Source organism: Micrococcus sp. HSID17227, assembly GCF_003989405.1.
Lineage (GTDB): Bacteria > Actinomycetota > Actinomycetes > Actinomycetales > Micrococcaceae > Micrococcus > Micrococcus luteus.
Map to the genome: position 1 here is coordinate 1 of NZ_RBLN01000283.1, position 2,408 is coordinate 2,408.

2 protein-coding genes are annotated in these 2,408 nt (G+C 73.8%); both read left to right on the forward strand.

The window, feature by feature from the left end; all coding sequences use genetic code 11:
- On the forward strand, nt 1–744 hold a 744-nt coding region (gene nudC / locus D8M29_RS10795; RefSeq protein ID WP_127445967.1), incomplete at its 5' end, for an NAD(+) diphosphatase.
- A 15-nt stretch (nt 745–759) separates the two neighbouring features.
- Nucleotides 760–2,408 (forward strand): ATP-dependent helicase (locus tag D8M29_RS10800; protein ID WP_148111590.1); only part of this gene is annotated, 1,649 nt, incomplete at its 3' end.

Below are 2,408 nucleotides of genomic sequence, written 5' to 3' on the forward strand. Positions count from 1 at the left end.
TCTCCCGCCCGTGCGGACCGGGGCCCGCACGGGCGGGAGCGCGAGGTGGTCTCCGTCGCCGTCGAGCCGCCGGCGGCCCTGCCCGAGGACGCGGCCGCCGCGCTCGCCGACGCCGTGTGGGTCGGCCTCCGCGATGCGGCCGCCGCCCTCAGCGACGCGGACACCGGGCTGTTCGTGGCCGCCGTCGCGAACGCCAACTGGCACGCCACCCACCGCTTCTGCGCGTTCTGCGGCGGCGTCACGGACGTCGAGGCGGCCGGCTGGGTGCGTCGCTGCCGCGACTGCTCCCGGGAGCAGTTCCCGCGCACGGACCCGGCGGTGATCGTGGCCGTCATCGACCCGGCCGGGCGGATCCTGTTGGGCCGCAACGCGGCGTGGCCCGAGGGGCTGTACTCCTGCCTGGCCGGGTTCGTGGAGCCGGGGGAGTCCCTGGAGCACGCGGTGGTCCGGGAGATCGCGGAGGAGTCCGGGATCACGGTGACGCACCCGCGCTACCGCGGCTCCCAGCCGTGGCCGTTCCCGCGCTCGCTCATGCTCGGGTTCACCGCCCTGGCCCCGGCCGGCGTCGAGCCGGTTCCGGACGGCGAGGAGATCCTCTCCGTGCGCTGGTTCGAGCGGAAGGAGCTCGCGCATCTGGCCCGCGAGGGCGACGTCACCCTGCCCGGGGCCGTGTCCATCGCGCGGGCGCTCATCGAGGATTGGTACGGTGGGATGCTGCCCGATGCGCAGACCCTGATCACCTAGGAGGACTCGTCCCGCATGAGCACTCCCGACGAGATCCTCCGCGGCCTCGACCCGGAGCAGCGCCGGGCCGCCACGGCCCTGCACGGGCCCGTCTGCATCCTGGCCGGCGCCGGCACCGGCAAGACCCGCGCCATCACGCACCGCATCGCCTACGGCGTGGCCTCCGGCGTCTTCGACCCGCACCGCACCCTCGCCCTGACCTTCACGGCGCGCGCCGCCGCGGAGATGCGCACCCGCCTGCGCGACCTCGGCGTGGCCGGCGTCCAGGCCCGCACGTTCCACTCGGCGGCCCTGCGCCAGCTGCAGTACTTCTGGCCCCAGGCCGTGGGCGGGCCCATGCCCTCGCTGATCGAGAACAAGGTGCGCCTGCTCACGGAGGTCGCCCAGCGCATGCGCATGACCGTGGACCGGGCCGGCCTGCGCGACCTCGCCGGCGAGATCGAATGGGCCAAGGTCTCCCTGCACGCCCCCGAGGGCTACGCCGAGGCCGCGAAGGAGCGGGAGATGCCCGCCGGCTGGACCGCCACCACCGTCGCCCGTCTCTACACCGGCTACGAGGAGGCCAAGACAGCCCGGAACATGATCGACTTCGAGGACGTGCTGCTGATCCTCGTGGGGATCCTGTCCACCGAGCCGCAGATCGCGGCCACGATCCGGGACCAGTACCGCGTGTTCGTGGTGGACGAGTACCAGGACGTCTCGCCGCTGCAGCACCGCCTGCTCGACCTCTGGCTCGGCGACCGCGGCGACCTGTGCGTCGTCGGCGACGCCTCTCAGACGATCTACTCGTTCACGGGCGCGACCTCCCGCTTCCTCACCGACTTCCGTGAGCGGTATCCCGCGGCCACGGTGGTCCGTCTCGTGCGTGACTACCGGTCCAGCCCGCAGATCGTGGAGGCGGCCAACCGCCTGCTGGCGGACCGCACCAAGGCGGGGGAGCGGGACCGCACGATGCCGCGCTGGCCCGACCCCCTCGAGCTCGTCTCCCAGCGGCCGGCCGGCCCCGACCTCGTGTTCGCGGAGTGCACCGACGACGAGGCCGAGGCCGGCTGGGTCGCAGACCGGATCGCGGCGCTGATCGACGACGGCGTGCCGGCCTCCGAGATCGCCGTCCTGTTCCGCACCAACGGCCAGTCCCAGGCCTTCGAGACGGCGCTGTCCTCGGCGGGCATCGGCTACCAGCTGCGCGGCGGCGAGCGGTTCTTCTCCCGGCGCGAGGTGCGCGACGGCATCCTGCAGCTGCGGGCCGCCGCCCGCGCCGCCCAGGACCTGACGGGCGACGACGTCACGGACCGGGTGCGGGACGTGCTCTCCTCGCTCGGCTACTCCGCCGAACCGCCGGCGGCCTCCGGCGCGGCCCGTGAACGGTGGGAGTCCCTGCACGCCCTCGTCAACCTCGCCGACCAGCTCGCCACGACGCGCGGGGCCGAGTTCACGTTGACCGAGCTCGTGGCCGAGCTCGACGAGCGTGCCCAGCACCAGCACGCGCCGACGGTGCAGGGCATCACCCTGGCCTCGCTGCACTCGGCCAAGGGCCTCGAGTGGGACGCGGTGTTCCTCGTGGGCCTGTCCGAGGGGCTCATGCCGATCTCCTTCGCGGAGACCCAGGCCGAGGTGGACGAGGAACGGCGCCTGCTCTACGTGGGCATCACGCGTGCCCGCCA